The organism is Kitasatospora viridis (genome assembly GCF_007829815.1).
Lineage (GTDB): Bacteria > Actinomycetota > Actinomycetes > Streptomycetales > Streptomycetaceae > Kitasatospora > Kitasatospora viridis.
The window spans coordinates 1329671-1344255 of sequence record NZ_VIWT01000001.1; the positions used below are offsets into that span (position 1 = coordinate 1329671).

Sequence of the window (14585 nt, forward strand, 5' to 3'; positions counted from 1 at the left end):
CCGGCTCAACAGACACAAGAGGACTGGAATCATGACTGACGCACTGAAGCGCCTCAGCGACGAAGGCGTGGCGATCTGGCTGGACGACCTCAGCCGCACCCGGCTGAACACCGGCAACCTGGCCGAGCTGGTGCAGACCAAGCACGTGGTGGGCGTCACCACCAACCCGACCATCTTCCAGAAGGCGATCGCCGGCAGCGGCGACACCTCCTACGACGGCCAGCTGCGCGACCTGGCGGTCCGTCAGGTCACCACCGACGAGGCGATCCGCATGATCACCACCTCGGACGTGCGCGACGCGGCCGACGTGCTGCGCCCGGTCTACGACGCCAGCAACGGCCGCGACGGCCGGGTCTCCATCGAGGTCGACCCGCGGCTGGCCCACGAGACCGCGGCCACCGTGGCCGAGGCCAAGCAGCTGTGGTGGCTGGTGGACCGCCCGAACGTGCTCATCAAGATCCCGGCCACCAAGGCCGGGCTGCCCGCGATCACCGAGGTGATCGCCAAGGGGATCAGCGTCAACGTGACCCTGATCTTCTCGCTGGACCGCTACAAGGCCGTCATCGACGCCTTCCTGAGCGGTCTGGAGCAGGCCAAGGCCAAGGGCCTGGACCTGTCCTCGATCGAGTCGGTGGCCTCGTTCTTCGTGTCGCGGGTGGACACCGAGATCGACAAGCGCCTGACGGCGATCGGCACCGAGCAGGCCGTGGCGCTGCGCTCCAAGGCCGCGCTGGCCAACGCCCGGCTCGCCTACCAGGCCTACGAGGAGGTCTTCGGCTCGGTGGACGGCAAGAAGCCGGCCTCCGACCGCTGGGCCGCCCTGGAGGCCGCCGGCGCCAAGCCGCAGCGTCCGCTCTGGGCCTCCACCGGCGTCAAGGACCCGGCCCTGCCGGACACCCTGTACGTCACCGAGCTGGTCGCCCCCGGCACCGTGAACACCATGCCCGAGGCCACCCTGGACGCCACCGGCGACCACGGTGAGGTCGCCGGCGACACCATCACCGGCAACTACGCCGACGCCGAGGGCGTGCTGGCCGCGCTGGCCGAGGTCGGCGTGGACTACGACGACGTGGTGCAGCTGCTGGAGGACGAGGGCGTGCAGAAGTTCGAGGCGTCCTGGCAGGAGCTGCTCGACACCGTGACCGCCTCGCTCGCCGGCTTCGCCGCCGGCGAGTGACCGCGACCCACTGAAGGCGGAGCCCACCAGTGAGCAATGCACAAGCATTTCCCGACCTAGAGGCCACCGAGGTCACGCAGGGCGAGAGCGTCCGGCAGACGAACCCGCTGCGCGACCCGGCCGACCGCCGGCTGCCGCGCATCGCCGGTCCGTCCGGCCTGGTCATCTTCGGCGTCACCGGGGACCTGTCCCGCAAGAAGCTGATGCCGGCGATCTACGACCTGGCCAACCGCGGCCTGCTGCCGCCGGGCTTCTCGCTGGTGGGCTTCGCCCGCCGCGAGTGGGAGGACGAGGACTTCGCGAAGGAGGTGCACGACGCCGTCAAGGACCACGCCCGGACCCCCTTCCGCGAGGAGGTCTGGCAGCAGCTCGCCAAGGGCATGCGGTTCATCCAGGGCGACTTCGACGACGACGACGCCTTCGACAGCCTGCGCGAGACCATCGAGGAGCTGGACAAGGCGCAGGGCACCAGCGGGAACTTCGCGTTCTACCTCTCGGTGCCGCCGAAGTTCTTCCCCAACGTGGTGCAGCAGCTGAAGAAGCACGGGCTGGCCGACCCGCCGGCCGGCTCCTGGCGCCGCGCGGTGATCGAGAAGCCGTTCGGCCACGACCTGGAGAGCGCCCAGGAGCTGAACCGGATCGTCCACGAGGTCTTCCCGCGTGACGAGGTCTTCCGGATCGACCACTACCTGGGCAAGGAGACCGTCCAGAACATCCTGGCGCTGCGGTTCGCCAACTCGATGTTCGAGCCGATCTGGAACCGGTCCTACGTGGACCACGTGCAGATCACCATGGCCGAGGACATCGGCATCGGCGGCCGGGCCGGCTACTACGACGGCATCGGCTCGGCCCGGGACGTGATCCAGAACCACCTGCTCCAGCTGATGGCGCTGACCGCCATCGAGGAGCCGGCGTCCTTCCACCCCAAGGCCCTGGTGGCGGAGAAGCTCAAGGTGCTCAGCGCCGTGCAGCTGCCCAAGGACCTGGGCCGGCACACCGTGCGCGGGCAGTACGCCACCGGCTGGCAGGGCGGCGAGGAGGTGCCCGGTTACCTGGACGAGGACGGCATCAACCCCGAGTCCAAGACCGACACCTACGCCGCGATCAAGCTGGAGATCAACAACCGCCGCTGGGCCGGGGTGCCGTTCTACCTGCGCACCGGCAAGCGGCTGGGCCGCCGGGTCACCGAGATCGCGGTGGTCTTCCAGCGCGCCCCGTACCTGCCGTTCGACTCCTACGCGACCGAGGAGCTGGGGCAGAACGCCCTGGTCATCCGGGTGCAGCCGGACGAGGGCGTCACCGTGCGGTTCGGCTCCAAGGTCCCGGGCACCTCGATGGAGGTCCGGGACGTCACCATGGACTTCGCCTACGGCGAGTCCTTCACCGAGTCCAGCCCGGAGGCGTACGAGCGCCTGATCCTGGACGTGCTGCTCGGCGACGCCAACCTGTTCCCGCGGCACCAGGAGGTCGAGCTCTCCTGGCAGATCCTCGACCCGATCGAGAAGTACTGGGAGCAGCACGGCAAGCCCGCGCAGTACCCGGCCGGCACCTGGGGGCCGACCGAGGCTGACGAGATGCTCGCACGAGACGGCAGGAGCTGGCGCCGGCCATGAAGATCGACCTGACGGACACCACGTCCAGCAAGATCAACAGTGCCCTGATGGACGCCCGCCGGGCCAGCGGTTCGACCGCTGCCGGCATGGTGCTGACCCTGGTCATCGTGGTGGACGAGGGGAGCGCCTACGACGCCCTCAAGGCCGCCAACGACGCCTCCCGCGAGCACCCCTCGCGGATCCTCGCGGTGATCAAGCGGGCCGGCCGCTCGCCGCGGGCCCGCTCCGGCGCCCGGCTGGACGCCGAGATCCTGGTCGGCTCTGACGCCGGCTCGGGCGAGACGGTGATCCTGCGGATGCACGGCGAGCTGGTCTCGCACGCGCAGTCCGTGGTGCTGCCGCTGCTGCTGCCCGACGCCCCGGTGGTGGTCTGGTGGCCGGAGAACGCCCCGCTGCACCCGGCCCAGGACCCGCTGGGCGCGATCGCCCAGCGCCGGATCACCGACGCGGTCACCGCCGAGTCGCCGGTCGGCCAGCTGGCCGTGCGGGCCGACAGCTACGCCCCCGGCGACACCGACCTGGCCTGGACCCGGATCACCGGCTGGCGCTCGATGCTGGCCGCCGCGCTGGACCAGAAGCCGGTCAAGATCACCTCCGCGGTGGTCGAGGGCGAGTCGTACAACCCCAGCGTCGAGCTGCTCGGCCTATGGCTGCACGACCGCCTGCGGGTGCCGGTCCAGCGGATCGTCACCGACGGCCCCGGCATCACCGCGGTGCGGCTGCGCACCAAGGACGGCGAGATCGTGCTGGACCGTCCCGACGGCCTGATGGGCACCCTGTCCATCCCGGGCGCGCCGGACCGGATCGTGGCGCTCAAGCGCCGCGAGACCAGCGAGCTGATCGCCGAGGAGCTGCGCCGGCTGGACGAGGACGCCATCTACGCGGCGGCCGTGCGGACCAGCGTGGACACCCTGGAGGAGACCGACCGGGCCGCCGCCGCGCTGATCGCCGAGGCGACCCAGGAGGCGGTCGAGACCGCGGTCGAGGACGCCGCGGGTGCCGTGGTCGAGGCCGCGGTGGCCTCGCCCCGGGTGACCGCCAAGGTGCCGCAGACCCCGGCGAAGAAGGCGGCCAAGGCCACCAAGGCCGCGCCCAAGGCCGGCACCGGCAAGGCCGCCGGTGCCAAGAAGGCCGCGACCCGCAAGCGGAGCGCCGGGTGAGCCCCGCCCCCCAGTTGGTCGTGCACCGCGACAAGGAGCTGATGGCCCAGGCGGCCGCCGCCCGGCTGATCACCCGGATCGTCGACGCGCAGGCCGCCCGGGGCACCGCCTCCGTGGTGCTCACCGGCGGGCGCAACGGCAACGCGCTGCTCGCGGCCATCGCCGCCTCCCCGGCCCGGGACGCGGTCGACTGGCCGCGGCTGGACCTGTGGTGGGGCGACGAGCGCTTCGTGCCCTCCGACGACCCGGAGCGCAACGCGGTGCAGGCGGCCGACGAGCTGCTGTCCAAGGTCCCGCTGGACCCGGCGCGGGTGCACTACATGCCCGCCTCGGACGGCGTGGACGGGGCCGACGTGGAACGGGCCGCCGAGCGGTACGCCGAGGAGCTGGCGGCCGCCGCCGGTGCCGAGGACCGCGCCGGGGTGCCCGCCTTCGACGTGCTGCTGCTCGGGGTCGGCCCGGACACCCACGTCGCCTCGCTCTTCCCCGAGCACCCGGGCGTGCGGGAGACCGCGCGCACGGTGGTCGGGGTGCGCGGGGCGCCGAAGCCGCCGCCGACCCGGGTCTCGCTGACCCTGCCCGCGATCCGGGCGGCCCGCGAGGTCTGGCTGCTGGCGGCCGGCGAGGACAAGGCGGCCGCGGTGGCGCTGGCGCTCAGCAACCCCGGCGAGCTGCAGGCGCCGGCCTCCGGCGCCCGCGGCACGGCCCGCACGCTCTGGCTGCTGGACCGGGCCGCGGCGGCCCAGCTGCCGCCGGCGCTCTACCCGCCAGCCTCCGCCTGAGGCCTGAGGTCTGAGGCCTGAGGCCTGACGGAACGCCAGGAGGGGCGGTGCACATCGAGTGCACCGCCCCTCCTGGCGTTCCGGGCCCTTGCTGAGCCGGGATCAGATCTCGCCGCGCAGCTTCGCCAGCGCCTCGGCCAGGATCGCCTCGCCGTCCGCGTCCGTGCGGCGCTCCCGCACGTAGGCCAGGTGCGTCTTGTACGGCTCGTTGCGCGAGGGCGCGGGCGGGTTGTGCTCGTCCTGCCCGGCCGGGAACCCGCAGCGCGGGCAGTCCCAGGTGTCCGGGATGACGGCCTCGGCGGCGAAGCTGGGGCGCGTCTCGTGCTTGTTGGCGCACCAGAAGGAGATCCGGTTGCGGGGGGCGGATTCGCCGCGCTCCGCTTCACCCATCGGGCCGGCCCCGACCCTGCTGCCTCGAATGGCGTTGCCACTTGCCACGGTCTGACTCCCTGCATGCCCTTGACGGCCTGGGGATGCCCAGGCGCTGCCGACCGGCCGCCCGCTGCGGTCAGTGGCAAGTTGTCCTAGTGTACGGAGCGGATAACGATCTGTCCGCACCGCATTCGGAACTGAGTCCGGATCAGCCCTTGACCTTCATCAGCAGACCCAGTACGACGATGCAGGCGAACCAGCCGATGCCGATGACCACGGTGATCCGGTCCAGGTTGCGCTCGGCCACCGCAGAACCGCCGCCGGCCGAGAGCGAGCCGCCGCCGAACATGTCGGACAGACCGCCGCCCTTGCCCTTGTGCAGCAGCACCAGGACGACGAGCATCAGGCTGAAGACGATCAGGGCAATCGAGAACCCGAGAACCACGGCGGGACCAACTCTCTCGTAACTGGCTCATCTGGCGAAGGGCCGGGCCCCCGGGTATAGGGGTCCGGCCCAAAGACTACGTTGCTGCGGGGGCGTTAGCCTACCGCCTGCTCGCGGTAACGCACGATCCGGACGAACTCGTCGGCGTCCAGCGAGGCGCCGCCGATCAGGCCGCCGTCGATGTCCGGCTTGGCCATCAGACCGGCCGCGTTCCCGGCCTTCATCGAACCGCCGTAGAGCACCCGGACCTTGTCGGCCAGCTCGGCGTCGTACAGCTCGGCGAGCCGGGCCCGGATCGCGGCGCAGACCTCCTGCGCGTCCTCCGGGGTGGCCACCTCGCCGGTGCCGATCGCCCAGACCGGCTCGTAGGCGACGACGATCGACTCGGCGTCCGCGGCGGACAGCCCGTCGAGCGCACCGTCCAGCTGGGCCAGGGTGTACTCGACCTGGGTGCCGGCCTTGCGGATCTCCAGCGGCTCGCCGACGCACAGGATCGGGGTGATCCCGTTCCGGTAGGCGGCCTTGACCTTGGCGTTGACGATCTCCTCGTTCTCGCCGTGGTACTGCCGGCGCTCGGAGTGGCCGATCACCGCGTAGCCGCACTTCAGCTTCGCCAGCATCGGGCCCGAGACCTCGCCGGTGTAGGCGCCGCCGTCGTGCGCCGAGATGTCCTGCGAGCCGTACTTGATCTTCAGCTTGTCGCCGTCCACCAGGGTCTGCACCGAGCGCAGGTCGGTGAACGGGACCAGCACGGCCACCTCGACGGCCTGGTAGTCCTTGTCGGACAGGGCGAAGGCCAGCTTCTGCGTGTGCTGGATCGCCTCCAGGTGGTTGAGGTTCATCTTCCAGTTGCCCGCCATCAGCGGGAGACGCTCTGTCATTGCTCTCAGTCCTCCAGGGCGGCGATGCCGGGGAGGGTCTTGCCCTCCAGGTATTCCAGGCTCGCGCCACCGCCGGTCGAAATGTGTCCGAACTTGGTCTCGTCGAAGCCGAGGGTGCGCACGGCCGCGGCCGAGTCGCCACCGCCGACCACGGTGAAGGCGTTGGAGTCCAGCAGTGCCTGGGCCACCGCGCGGGTGCCGTCGGCGAAGGCCGGGTGCTCGAAGACGCCCATCGGGCCGTTCCAGAAGACGGTCCTGGCGTCGGCCAGCTTCTCGGCGAACAGCTGCGCGGTCTTCGGGCCGATGTCCAGGCCGAGCGCGCCGGCCGGGATCGCGTCGGCCTCGACCACCGCGTAGTCGTCCACCGGCGCCTGGGTCTTGACGTCCGGGAAGCTCCCGGACACCGCGGTGTCCACCGGGATGACGAACTCGACGCCGAGCTCCTTCGCCCGCGCCAAGTACTCCTGGACGACCGGGATCTGGTCCTCCTGCAGCAGCGAGGAGCCCACCCCGTGGCCCTGGGCCGCGATGAAGGTGAACATCATGCCGCCGCCGATCAGGATCCGGTCGGCCTTGCCCAGCAGGTTGTCGATCACGCCGACCTTGTCGGAGACCTTGGAACCGCCGAGCACCACCACGTACGGGCGGGCCACGTCCTCGGTCAGCCGCTTGAGGACGCCCAGCTCCTTCTCGATCAGCAGGCCGGCCGCGTGCGGCAGCCGGGCCGGCAGGTCGAAGACCGAGGCGTGCTTGCGGTGCACCGCGCCGAAGCCGTCGCCGACGTACAGGTCGGCCAGGGCGGCCAGTTCGTCGGCGAAGGCGCCGCGCTCGGCGTCGTCCTTGCTGGTCTCGCCGGCGTTGAACCGCAGGTTCTCCAGCAGCGTGACCTCGCCGTCGCCGAGAGCGGCGACGGTGGCCTTCGCGCTGTCACCCACGGTGTCGGTCGCGAACGCGACCGGCTTGCCGAGGAGTTCGCCCAGCCGCACGGCGACCGGGGCGAGCGAGTACTGCGGGTCCGGCTCGCCCTTGGGGCGGCCGAGGTGCGAGGCGACGACCACCCGGGCGCCGCGCTCCAGCAGCGCGGCGATGGTCGGCGCGACGGCGCGGATCCGGCCGTCGTCGGTGATGGTGCTGCCGTTCAGCGGCACGTTGAGGTCGGCGCGGACGAACACCCGCTTGCCTGCGACATCGAGGTCGTCGATGGTCTTCACTGTTCGATCTCCTGGGAAGTGGCGCTGGACGGGGCGGCACAGCGCCGGGCCGCCGGGGGAAGAAAGGCGAGGTGAGGGTACACGCACAGGTGCAGGGCCCGGAGCCGGGTGTCCGACTCCGGGCCCTGCGGCCTCACATCAGATCAGCTGCCGACGGGTCAGAGCTGGCTGCCGACCAGGCTGGTCAGGTTGACCAGGCGGTTCGAGTAGCCCCACTCGTTGTCGTACCAGCCGAGCACCTTGACCTGGTTGCCCTGGACCATGGTCAGCTTCGAGTCGAAGATGGTGGAGAACGGCGAGTTGACGATGTCGGAGGAGACGATCGGGTCCTCGGTGTAGGCCAGGATGCCCTTGAGGCTGCCCTCGGAGGCCTTCTGGAAGGCCGCGTTGACCTCCTCGACGGTGACGTCCCGCTCCAGGGTGACGACCAGGTCGGTGATCGAACCGGTCGGCACCGGGACGCGCAGCGAGGTGCCGTCCAGCTTGCCCTTCAGCTCCGGCAGCACCAGCGCGGTGGCCTTGGCGGCACCGGTGGAGGTCGGGATGATGTTCAGGGCGGCGGCCCGGGCGCGGCGCAGGTCCTTGTGCGGGAAGTCCAGGGTGACCTGGTCGTTGGTGTACGCGTGCACCGTCGTCATCAGGCCCTTGACGATGCCGAAGTTCTCGTTCAGCACCTTCGCCATCGGCGCCACGCAGTTGGTGGTGCAGGAGGCGTTGGAGATGACGGTGTGCTTGGCGGCGTCGTACTTGTCGTCGTTGACGCCCATGACGATGGTGACGTCCTCGTCGGTGGCGGGCGCCGAGATGATGACCTTCTTGGCACCGGCGGCCACGTGCTTCTTCGCCTGCTCGGCCTTGGTGAAGATGCCGGTGGACTCGATGACGATGTCGACACCCAGCTCGCCCCAGGGGAGGTTGGCCGGGTCGCGCTCGGCGATGACCTTGAAGGTGTGGCCATCGACGGTGATGGTGTCGTCGGTGTGGGTGACCTCGGCCTGGAGGGTGCCCAGGATCGAGTCGTACTTGAGCAGGTGAGCCAGAGTCCTGGTGTCCGTCAGGTCGTTGACACCGACGATCTCGATGTCCGCGCCCTGGGACTTGACCGCCCGGTAGAAGTTACGGCCGATGCGGCCGAATCCGTTGATGCCTACCCGGATCGTCACGAACCGATCTCCTCTGAGTACGCCGGGCTATGCCGACGGGGTGTGGAAGATTTGGGATGTCCCCGACCACCCACGACCCTACCCTCCGAGCACAGCCCCGAGCACATCCGTCAATGGCCAAGCTCACGGTGTGGCGTACTTGCGAAAATCCGGAACTACGCCACACCTGCACCACTTGCCACTTGACCGAGGGTCAGCTGAGAGCCATCTCCTCCGTCAGGCTCGCCTCGGTCCCGGGCAGGCCGAGTTCGAGCGCGCGCTTGTCCGCCATCGCCAGCAGCCGGCGGATCCGGCCGGCCACCGCGTCCTTGGTCAGCGGCGGGTCGGCGAGCGCGCCGAGCTCCTCCAGCGAGGCCTGCTTGTGCTGCATCCGCAACTGCCCGGCGGCCGCCAGGTGTTCGGGCACCTCCTCGCCCAGGATCTCCAGCGCCCGCTGCACCCGGGCGCCCGCCGCGACCGCCGCGCGGGCCGAGCGGCGCAGGTTGGCGTCGTCGAAGTTGGCCAGCCGGTTGGCGGTGGCCCGCACCTCGCGCCGCAGCCGGCGCTCCTCCCAGGCCAGCACCGACTCGTGCGCGCCGAGCCGGGTGAGCAGCGCGCCGATCGCGTCGCCATCCCGGATCACCACCCGGTCGGCGCCGCGCACCTCGCGGGCCTTGGCCGGGATGCCGAGGCGGCGGGCCGCGCCCACCAGGGCCAGCGCCGCCTCGGAGCCCGGGCAGGTGATCTCCAGCGAGGAGGACCGCCCCGGCTCGGTGAGCGAACCGTGCGCCAGGAAGGCGCCGCGCCAGGCCGCCTCGGCGTCGCAGGTCGCCCCGGAGACCACCGCCGGGGGCAGGCCCCGGATCGGACGGCCTCGGCCGTCCACCAGCCCGGTCTGTCGGGCCAGCAACTCGCCGTCCTTGATCACCCGGACCACGTACCGGCTGCCGCGCCGCAGACCGCTGGGAGCCATCACGACCAGTTCGGAGGCGTGTCCGAAGATCTCCAGCAGGTCCTTGCGCAGCCGTCGCGCCGCAATGCCGGTGTCCAGCTCCGCCTCGATCACGATCCGACCGCTCACAATGTGCAGTCCGCCCGCGAATCGCAGGATCGCCGACACCTCAGCCTTGCGACAGCAGGCCCGGGTGACGGGGAGCCGGCTGATTTCGTCCTTCACCGCTGCCGTCATCGCCATGGGCCGATCCTTCCATGTGTCCGGAAAATCCGGTCGTACGCCGCAGCCAGAAGCTCCGGGTCGTGTCGCGGCGTACCGTCCCCCCGGGCCACCGTGTCGAGCACCAGGGACGCGCCCATCCGCTCCGCGGCCTTGCGCAGCCCGGCCAGGTCGGCCACGCCGAAGGCACCGCCGGTCACCGCCCGCTCGTCAACCAGGATCGCATCCACACCCAACCGCGGAGCGTGGTCGGCGATCACCTCCAGGTGCCGCTGCGGGGTGAAGCCCTCGGTCTCACCCGGCTGCGGGGCCAGGTTGAGGCAGAGCAGCCGGCGCGCCTTGGTCTCCTCCAGCGCCTTCGCCAGCTCCGGCACCAGCAGGTGCGGCAGCACGCTGGTGAACCACGAGCCGGGCCCGAGCACCACCCAGTCGGCCTCCAGCACCGCGCTCACTGCCTCCGGCACCGCCGGCGGCTCCTCGGGCAGCAGCCGGACCGACTGCACGGTGCCCGGGGTGATCGCCACGTTGGCCTGGCCGCGCACCGCCGTGACCGCGGCCGGGTGGGCCGGGTCGTGGCCGCGCACCCGGGCCTCGATGTCCAGCGGCACCGCCGACATCGGCAGCACCCGGCCCTGCACGTTGAGCAGCCGGCCGACCCACTCCAGCGCGGCCACCGGGTCGCCGAGCTTCTCCCACAGCGCCACGATCAGCAGGTTGCCGACCGCGTGGCCGCCCAGCTCGCCGGTGCCGGTGAAGCGCTGCTGGATCACCTCGGACCAGGTGCGGCCCCAGTCGTCGTCCCCGCAGAGCGCGGCCAGCGCCTTGCGCAGGTCGCCCGGGGGCAGCACGCCGAGCTCGGCCCGCAGCCGGCCGCTGGAGCCGCCGTCGTCGGCGACGGTGACCACGGCCGTCAGGTCCGAGGTGAGCCTGCGCAGCGCGGAGAGCGAGGCGGAGAGCCCCTGCCCGCCGCCCAGCGCGGTGATCCGCGGCGCGGTGCCGCCACGGGAGCCTCGCGACGGGGAACCCCGCTCAGCGGCCTTGTTGTGGTGCTGCTGCCGCCCCGGCGAGTATCCCGTCACACCTACCCCACGATCCTGTCCGTCCGGCGGTGCTTGGGGACCGCCGCTACTCCCGTCCCATGTCGCGGTGCACCAGCACCGTCTCCACGCCTTCGGCGATCAGACGCTTCGTCAGCCGCTCCGACATGGCCACGCTGCGATGCTTGCCACCGGTGCAGCCTACGGCAAGCGTCATGTACCGCTTGCCCTCGCGCCGGTAGCCCTCGGTGACGATCTTCAGCAACTCGGTGTAGCCGTCCAGGAACTCCTTGGCGCCGGGCTGCCGGAAGACGTAGTCCGACACCTCCGGATCGGTGCCGGTTCGGGCCCGCAGCTCCGGCACCCAGTGCGGGTTCGGCAGGAAGCGGCAGTCCACCACCAGGTCGGCGTCGACCGGCAGGCCGTACTTGAAGCCGAAGCTCATCACGGTGCAGCGCAGCTGCGGCTCGTCGTGGTCGGCGAACTGGGCGTCCAGCTTGGCGCGCAGCTGGTGCACGTTGAGGTCGGTGGTGTCGATCACCAGGTCGGCCTCGCCGCGCAGCTCGCGCAGCAGGTCCCGCTCCCGGGCGATGCCGTCGACGATCCGGCCGTCGCCCTGCAGCGGGTGCGGGCGGCGCACGCTCTCGAACCGGCGCACCAGGGCCTCGTCGCCGGACTCCAGGTAGACCACCCGCAGCCGGGTGCCGCGCTTCTCCAACTCCTCCAGGGAGGCCCGCAGGTCGTCGAAGAACTGCCGGCCCCGGACGTCGATCACCACGCCGATCCGGGCCACGGCACCCTGCGACCGGGCGCCGAGGTCCACCATGGTCGGGATCAGCGCGGGCGGCAGGTTGTCCACCACGAACCAGCCGAGGTCCTCCAGGCACTTGGCCGCCGTGCTGCGGCCGGCCCCGGACATCCCGGAGATGATCACCAGCTCCGGGGCGGTCTCCCCCGGCACTGCCTGCGGCCGGACGGCCCCCCCGTCGTCGGACACTGTCACTTCGGCTCCCCGCTCTCGCTACTCGCCAGACTCTGGTCGGTCGTGCCCCCGGGCACGTCGTCCTCCATGATCTCGCCTGTGGCGGTGTTCACGGCGAATGGCGCGGGTGTCCGGGAGGACAACGCCGTGACAACAGTTTCGGCCGTCCGGCGCCCGATCCCGGGAACTTCGCAGATCTCCTCGACCGTGGCGGCGCGCAGCTTCTTCAACGAGCCGAAGTGCTTGAGCAGCGCGGTGCGGCGGGTCTCGCCCAGACCGGGCACGGCGTCCAGGCCGCTCGCGGTGGTCCGCTTGGCGCGCTTGCTGCGCTGGTAGGTGATGGCGAACCGGTGCGCCTCGTCGCGGACCCGCTGGAGCAGGTACAGGCCCTCGCTGCTGCGCGGCAGCACCACCGGGTCGTCCTCGCCGGGCAGCCAGACCTCCTCCAGCCGCTTGGCCAGGCCGCACAGCGCCACGTCGTCGATGCCGAGCTCGTCCAGGGCCCGCCGGGCCGCGGCCACCTGGGGCTGGCCGCCGTCCACCACCAGCAGCTGGGGCGGGTAGGCGAAGCGCTTGGGGCGGCCGTCCTCGGTGCGGTTCCGGTCCTCGTCGGAGCCTTCTTCGGGCACCGCCCACTCACCGGTCTGCTCGCGCTCCTGGAGGTAGCGGCGGAACCGGCGGCTGATCACCTCGTGCATCGAGCGGACGTCGTCCTGGCCCTCGAAGCCCTTGATCTGGAAGCGGCGGTACTCGCTCTTGCGGGCCAGGCCGTCCTCGAACACCACCATCGAGGCGACCACGTCCTCGCCCTGCAGGTGGGAGATGTCGAAGCACTCGATCCGCAGCGGGACGCTGTCCAGCTCCAGCGCGTCGGCGATCTCCTGCAGGGCCCGGCTGCGGGTGGTCAGGTCGGAGGCCCGCTTGGTCTTGTGCAGCGCCAGCGCCTGCTGGGCGTTGCGCTCCACGGTGGCCATCAGGTCCTTCTTGTCACCGCGCTGGGGGATCCGCAGGTCGACCTGGGAGCCGCGCAGTCCGGACAGCCACTCCTGCACCGGGGCCACCGGGTCGGGCAGCGCCGGCACCAGCACCTCGCGCGGCACCGGGGCGGTGTCGCCGCCGTAGAGCTGCTGCAGGGCGTGCTCGACCAGGGCCGCGGTGTCCACGTCCTCGACCTTGTCGGTGACCCAGCCGCGCTGGCCGCGCACCCGGCCGCCGCGGACGTGGAAGATCTGCACCGCGGCCTCCAGCTCGTCCTCGGCCAGCGCGAGCAGGTCGGCGTCGGTGCCGTCGGCGAGCACCACGGCGTTCTTCTCCATCGCGCGCTTGAGCGCCTCGATGTCGTCGCGCAGCCGGGCCGCCTTCTCGTACTCCAGCTCGGCGGCCGCCTCGCCCATCTGCTGCTCCAGCCGGCGCAGGTGGTTGCCGGTCCGGCCGGCCATGAAGTCGCAGAACTCCTCGGCCAGTTCGCGGTGCTCGTCGGGCGAGACCCGGCCCACGCAGGGCGCGGCGCACTTGCCGATGTAGCCGAGCAGGCAGGGGCGGCCGACCTGGCGGGCCCGCTTGAAGACGCCGTTGGAGCAGGTGCGCACCGGGAAGACCCGCAGCAGCAGGTCGACCGTCTCGCGGATCGCCCAGGCGTGGCCGTAGGGACCGAAGTAGCGCACGCCCTTCTTGTGCGCCCCCCGCATCACCTGGACCCGGGGGTACTCCTCGTTCAGGGTGACGGCGAGTTCGGGGTAGCTCTTGTCGTCGCGGTACTTGACGTTGAACCGGGGGTCGAACTCCTTGATCCAGGAGTACTCCAGCTGCAGCGCCTCGACCTCGGTGCCGACCACGGTCCACTCCACCGAGGCGGCGGTGGTCACCATGGTGGCGGTGCGCGGGTGCAGGTTGGCGATGTCCTGGAAGTAGGAGGAGAGCCGCGGGCGCAGGCTCTTGGCCTTGCCGACGTAGATCACCCGGCCGTGTTCGTCCCGGAACCGGTAGACCCCCGGGGAGGTCGGGATGGCGCCGGGCGCCGGGCGGTAGGTGGACGGGTCAGCCATGTCTCGGTCGGTCCCCCTCAAGTCATGCGATCTGGAAAAACACTAGCTCTCGGTGACCGTGAGCTGGCCGTTCTGCTCCACGACGGTGTAGGCGGGCAGCGGCGACGGCGCCGGGCCGTCGGCCACCGAGCCGTCCGCGATGGCGAACCTGCTGCCGTGGCAGGGGCACTGGATGGTGCCGCCGGCCACCGTGTCCACCACGCAGCCGGCGTGCGTGCAGCGGGCGCTGAACGCCTTGTACTGGCCCGCGGTGGGCTGGGTCACCACGATCCGCTGGTCGCGGTAGACCTTGCCGCCGCCGACCGGGACGTCGGAGGCCGGGCCGACCTGCACCGGGGCGCTGGAGGTCTTCTGGTTGCCGGAGGAGCTGCTCGGGGAACACCCCGCCACGGTGAGCCCGGCGCCGCCGGCCAGCACGGCGGCTCCGCAGCAGAGCAGGGTGCGGCGGCTGGTGGCGGGCTGGCCGGTGGTGTCGGTCATCGGGTGCTCCTGGGTGGTGCCTGGCGTGCCCCGGGGGGCGGACGGCCGCAGTCTAACCGCGCTCCGCTGCCGCCCCCGGGGGCA

14 protein-coding genes are annotated in these 14585 nt (G+C 71.5%); 4 read left to right on the forward strand and 10 right to left on the reverse strand.

The window, feature by feature from the left end:
* Positions 1–31: 31 nt before the first annotated feature.
* The 4 genes from tal (at position 32) to pgl (ending at position 4732) form a co-directional block, all read left to right on the forward strand.
* Positions 32–1177 carry a transaldolase gene (tal, locus tag FHX73_RS05990; RefSeq protein WP_145903890.1) on the forward strand — a complete coding sequence of 382 codons (1146 nt, stop codon included), beginning with the start codon at positions 32–34 and terminating at the stop codon, positions 1175–1177.
* 107 nt (positions 1178–1284) lie between these two features.
* On the forward strand, positions 1285–2790 hold the full coding sequence (gene zwf / locus FHX73_RS05995; RefSeq protein ID WP_145908097.1) for a glucose-6-phosphate dehydrogenase: 1506 nt from the start codon (positions 1285–1287) through the stop codon (positions 2788–2790).
* Positions 2787–3950 carry a glucose-6-phosphate dehydrogenase assembly protein OpcA gene (opcA, locus tag FHX73_RS06000; RefSeq protein WP_145903892.1) on the forward strand — a complete coding sequence of 388 codons (1164 nt, stop codon included), beginning with the start codon at positions 2787–2789 and terminating at the stop codon, positions 3948–3950. The genes zwf and opcA overlap by 4 nt, the downstream gene beginning before the upstream one ends.
* The gene (gene pgl / locus FHX73_RS06005; protein ID WP_145903894.1) at positions 3947–4732 is read left to right on the forward strand and encodes a 6-phosphogluconolactonase; all 786 of its coding nucleotides are present in this window, start codon (positions 3947–3949) and stop codon (positions 4730–4732) included. The genes opcA and pgl overlap by 4 nt, the downstream gene beginning before the upstream one ends.
* A gap of 102 nt (positions 4733–4834) precedes the next feature.
* Here pgl and FHX73_RS06010 read toward each other — a convergent pair whose 3' ends face one another.
* The 10 genes from FHX73_RS06010 to FHX73_RS06055 form a co-directional block, all read right to left on the reverse strand.
* Complete coding sequence (locus FHX73_RS06010) at positions 4835–5170, reverse strand: RNA polymerase-binding protein RbpA (protein ID WP_035841977.1); 336 nt, start codon at positions 5168–5170, stop codon at positions 4835–4837.
* A 142-nt stretch (positions 5171–5312) separates the two neighbouring features.
* Complete coding sequence (gene secG, locus FHX73_RS06015; protein WP_145903896.1) at positions 5313–5549, reverse strand: preprotein translocase subunit SecG; 237 nt, start codon at positions 5547–5549, stop codon at positions 5313–5315.
* 95 nt (positions 5550–5644) lie between these two features.
* On the reverse strand, positions 5645–6430 hold the full coding sequence (tpiA, locus tag FHX73_RS06020; protein WP_145903898.1) for a triose-phosphate isomerase: 786 nt from the start codon (positions 6428–6430) through the stop codon (positions 5645–5647).
* 5 nt (positions 6431–6435) lie between these two features.
* Positions 6436–7641, reverse strand: a complete 1206-nt coding sequence (locus tag FHX73_RS06025) for a phosphoglycerate kinase (RefSeq protein ID WP_145903901.1) — start codon at positions 7639–7641, stop codon at positions 6436–6438.
* Positions 7642–7799: 158 nt separating this feature from the next.
* Positions 7800–8804 carry a type I glyceraldehyde-3-phosphate dehydrogenase gene (gene gap / locus FHX73_RS06030; RefSeq protein ID WP_145903902.1) on the reverse strand — a complete coding sequence of 335 codons (1005 nt, stop codon included), beginning with the start codon at positions 8802–8804 and terminating at the stop codon, positions 7800–7802.
* A gap of 193 nt (positions 8805–8997) precedes the next feature.
* A complete protein-coding gene (gene whiA, locus FHX73_RS06035; RefSeq protein WP_145903904.1) occupies positions 8998–9978 on the reverse strand; it encodes a DNA-binding protein WhiA in 981 nt (326 codons plus the stop codon).
* Complete coding sequence (locus FHX73_RS06040) at positions 9969–11036, reverse strand: gluconeogenesis factor YvcK family protein (RefSeq protein ID WP_145903906.1); 1068 nt, start codon at positions 11034–11036, stop codon at positions 9969–9971. Before FHX73_RS06040 ends, whiA begins: the two co-directional genes overlap by 10 nt.
* A 46-nt stretch (positions 11037–11082) precedes the next feature.
* Positions 11083–11997: an RNase adapter RapZ gene (rapZ, locus tag FHX73_RS06045; protein WP_145903908.1), complete on the reverse strand. Its 915-nt coding sequence runs from the start codon at positions 11995–11997 to the stop codon at positions 11083–11085.
* The gene (gene uvrC / locus FHX73_RS06050) at positions 11994–14021 is read right to left on the reverse strand and encodes an excinuclease ABC subunit UvrC (RefSeq protein WP_145903909.1); all 2028 of its coding nucleotides are present in this window, start codon (positions 14019–14021) and stop codon (positions 11994–11996) included. The genes rapZ and uvrC overlap by 4 nt, the downstream gene beginning before the upstream one ends.
* 42 nt (positions 14022–14063) lie before the next feature.
* Positions 14064–14501, reverse strand: a complete 438-nt coding sequence (locus tag FHX73_RS06055; RefSeq protein WP_145903911.1) for a Rieske (2Fe-2S) protein — start codon at positions 14499–14501, stop codon at positions 14064–14066.
* Positions 14502–14585 lie beyond the last annotated feature (84 nt).

Coding starts and splice junctions, on each gene's coding strand:
- tal (WP_145903890.1), top strand. CDS start 32: ATGACTGACGCACTGAAGCGCCTCAGCGACGAAGGCGTGGCGATCTGG.
- opcA (WP_145903892.1), top strand. CDS start 2,787: ATGAAGATCGACCTGACGGACACCACGTCCAGCAAGATCAACAGTGCC.
- tpiA (WP_145903898.1), bottom strand. CDS start 6,430: ATGACAGAGCGTCTCCCGCTGATGGCGGGCAACTGGAAGATGAACCTC.
- whiA (WP_145903904.1), bottom strand. CDS start 9,978: ATGGCGATGACGGCAGCGGTGAAGGACGAAATCAGCCGGCTCCCCGTC.
- uvrC (WP_145903909.1), bottom strand. CDS start 14,021: ATGGCTGACCCGTCCACCTACCGCCCGGCGCCCGGCGCCATCCCGACC.
- FHX73_RS06055 (WP_145903911.1), bottom strand. CDS start 14,501: ATGACCGACACCACCGGCCAGCCCGCCACCAGCCGCCGCACCCTGCTC.